The sequence below is a fragment of the Burkholderiales bacterium genome (assembly GCA_035560005.1).
Taxonomy (GTDB): Bacteria; Pseudomonadota; Gammaproteobacteria; order Burkholderiales; family Eutrophovitaceae; genus DASRFY01.
On sequence record DATMAN010000104.1, the window covers coordinates 1 to 3333 of the forward strand.

Here is a 3333-nt window from a genome sequence, read left to right on the forward strand (position 1 = left end):
ACGCCGACGACCGGGAACTCGTCATGGACATCCTCAAATTCGGCCCGGACGTGGAAGTGCTCGCGCCCGATGCGCTTCGCGCGCGCGTGGCCGAGCGGCTGGAGGCGGCGGCAAGGCGGTATCGCTGAAGCGGCAGGCTCACGCCCTGAGCCCGGCGCGGGGCACGATCCGGGCCATGACCGTGCCGCTTGACGTTCTGGTCGTCCTCGCGCCGCTTGCCGCGATGGGCCTCATCTGGCTGATGAGCGAATGAATTGCGTCCTTGGCAGCCGCGTCCGCCTTTCACGCCGGTGCGCGCCCGGGGCAGCCGGGCGTCGCGCCGCGGGTGCTGGAACGCTTTTCTGACTGACTCGGGCACTGGGGCGTTCAAGCCGCGCGGCCACGACGATCGCCACATGCCGCTTGCTAGACTTGCGCGCGTGGCCCGCGTGCGCCGGGTGTGTTTCGGCATGATTCGCCGCTCAAGCCATGTAGCCCGGCAGGCGGGGAAGTCGAGAGCAGCAAGGAGTGCCGTCCGCCCCAGAGCCGCGCTCGGGCCAGATCGCGGGAGGAGGTCGCTAGTGGCGAAGCGAAGGAACCACGCCCAGGAAACCAGAACTGCCGGCGCCACCCTCGGCTACGAAGCCGAACTGTGGAAGATGGCCGACGCCCTGCGCGGCAGCATGGACGCTGCCGAGTACAAGCACGTCGTCCTCGGCCTCATCTTCCTCAAGTACATCTCGGATGCTTTCGATGAGCAGCACCGCCGGCTGCAGGCCGAGCCCTATGCAAACCCGGAGGATCCGGACGAGTACCGGGCGGCCAACGTTTTCTGGGTACCGCCCCAGGCGCGCTGGGCGTATCTGAAGGCGCAGGCGAAGCAGCCCACCATTGGCCAGCTCGTGGACGACGCCATGGCCGGCATCGAGCGCGACAACCCGGCTCTGAAGGGCGTACTTCCCAAGGACTACGCCCGCCCTGCTCTTGATAAGGCCCGTCTCGGCCAAGTTATCGATCTAGTAAGCGGCATTCACGTCGGTGCCAAGGAAGCTCGCGCTAAGGACGTGCTCGGCGGCGTGTATCAGTATTTCCTCGAACAGTTTGCTCTGGCCGAAGGTCGCAAAGGCGGCGAATTTCTGACGCCGCAGAGCGTTGTTAGGCTACTTGTCGAGATGATCGAGCCTTACAAAGGGCGTGTCTACGATCCATGCTGCGGTTCGGGCTCCATGTTCGTGCAATCAATGAAGTTCATCCGCGCGCACGCAAGCGGCAACGGCAACGGGGGCAAGGCCAGGACGGACATTTCGATCTACGGCCAGGAGTCGAACTACACCACCTGGCGGCTCGCGAAGATGAATCTCGCCATCCGCGGCATCGAGGGCCAGATCGCACACGGCGACACCTTCCACAACGACCGCTTCCCCGACCTCAAGGCCGACTTCATCCTCGCCAATCCGCCCTTCAACGTCTCCGACTGGGGCGGCGAGCGCCTGCGCGACGACAAGCGCTGGCAGTACGGCGCGCCGCCGGTCGGCAACGCCAACTTTGCCTGGGTGCAGCACATCGTGCACCACCTCGCGCCCGCCGGCGTGGCGGGCTTCGTGCTCGCCAACGGCTCGATGTCGTCGAACCAGTCTGGCGAAGGCGAGATCCGGAAGCAACTGATCGAGGCGGACCTCGTGGATTGCATGGTCGCGCTGCCGGGCCAGCTCTTCTACTCGACGCAGATCCCCGCGTGCCTGTGGTTCCTCGCGCGCGACCGCAAGAACGGCAAGTTTCGCGACCGCCGCGGCCAGGTGCTGTTCATTGATGCCCGCAGGCTGGGCCGCATGGTGGACCGCACCCACCGGGAACTCACCGACGAGGACATCGCCCGCATCGCGAACACCTACCACGCCTGGCGCGGCGAGAAGGAGGCGGGCGAATACGAGGACGTGCCCGGCTTCTGCAAGAGCGCGACGCTGGAGGAGATCCGCAAGCACGGCCACGTGCTCACCCCCGGCCGCTACGTGGGCGCCGAGGCGCACGAGAACGACGGCGAGCCGTTCGAGGAGAAGATGAAGCGACTCGTCGCGCAACTGCGCGAGCAGCAGGCCGAGGCCGCGAAGCTCGACGCCGCGATCGCCAAGAACCTCAAGGAGCTGGGATATGGGGGGTGAGTGGGCGCGCATCCGCCTTGGCGATGTCTGCACCAAGATCGGGAGTGGTGCGACTCCGCGCGGTGGTAGCGACGTATACTTGCACGATGGGCCGTATGCGTTGATCAGGAGTCAGAACGTCTACAACGATGGATTCCACCACGAGGGCCTCGCATTCATCGACGAGAAGCAAGCTGCCGAGCTGGAGAACGTCGAGGTGCTGGACGGCGATGTTCTCCTGAACATCACCGGTGATTCCGTCGCACGAGCGTGCCAAGTGGATTCCAAGGTCCTCCCTGCGCGAGTGAACCAGCACGTTGCGATCATCAGGCCCGATCCGAGCCAACTGGCTCCGCGTTTCCTCCGGTACGTACTCATTTCTCCCGAGATGCAGACCAAGCTCCTGTCCTGGGCGGGCTCCGGAGGCACGCGCAATGCCCTCACGAAGGGAATGATCGAATCGTTCGATGTGCTCGCGCCAACAGACATCGCCGAACAACGCGCCATCGCCCACATCCTCGGCACGCTGGACGACAAGATCGAGCTGAACCGGCGGATGAGCGAGACGCTGGAGGCGATGGCGCGGGCGCTCTTCCAGTCGTGGTTCGTGTACTTCGACCCCGTCCGCGCCAAGATGGAAGGCCGCTGGCGCCGCGGCGACTCCCTCCCCGGCCTACCCGGCCACCTCTACGACCTCTTCCCCGCCCGCCTCGTCGACTCCGAGCTTGGCGAGATTCCGGAGGGGTGGGAGGTGGCATCCCTGCCCAATCTGGTCGAAATCAACCCGCCACGTCCGTTACGCAAGGGCGATATTGCGCCTTACTTGGACATGGCGAACATGCCAACTCGCGGACACGCACCTGACGAAGTTGTGAATCGGCCCTTCGGATCGGGAATGCGATTTATCAATGGCGATACTCTTGTGGCACGCATCACACCGTGTCTGGAAAACGGCAAGACGGCGTTTGTCGATTTCCTCCAGGACGGACAGGTTGGCTGGGGCTCGACCGAGTACATTGTGTTGCGCCCAAAGCCTCCGTTGCCTGAGGAGTTCGCTTACTGCCTAGCTCGTAGCGAGGCATTCCGAGAATGAGATAGCCCCCTGAATCACCGGACACGGTGTAGTCCTAAACTTGGAGATAGGAGTACGCCTGTGTCTATGACTGGTCGTAAGAGCGAGACGGAAGTTGAACTGCTTTGCGGCGGCGCCGGCCGG

General features: G+C 64.4%; 3 protein-coding genes. All 3 read left to right on the forward strand.

Annotated features, from left to right (window positions below):
- Positions 1-128, forward strand: a 128-nt coding sequence (locus VNM24_17525; GenBank protein HWQ40381.1) for a WYL domain-containing protein, incomplete at its 5' end; no start/stop codon positions are given.
- Between the two features lie 432 nt (positions 129-560).
- The gene (locus VNM24_17530) at positions 561-2138 is read left to right on the forward strand and encodes a class I SAM-dependent DNA methyltransferase (protein ID HWQ40382.1); all 1578 of its coding nucleotides are present in this window, start codon (positions 561-563) and stop codon (positions 2136-2138) included.
- Positions 2128-3210 carry a restriction endonuclease subunit S gene (locus VNM24_17535; GenBank protein ID HWQ40383.1) on the forward strand — a complete coding sequence of 361 codons (1083 nt, stop codon included), beginning with the start codon at positions 2128-2130 and terminating at the stop codon, positions 3208-3210. The genes VNM24_17530 and VNM24_17535 overlap by 11 nt, the downstream gene beginning before the upstream one ends.
- The last annotated feature ends 123 nt before the right edge of the window (positions 3211-3333 follow it).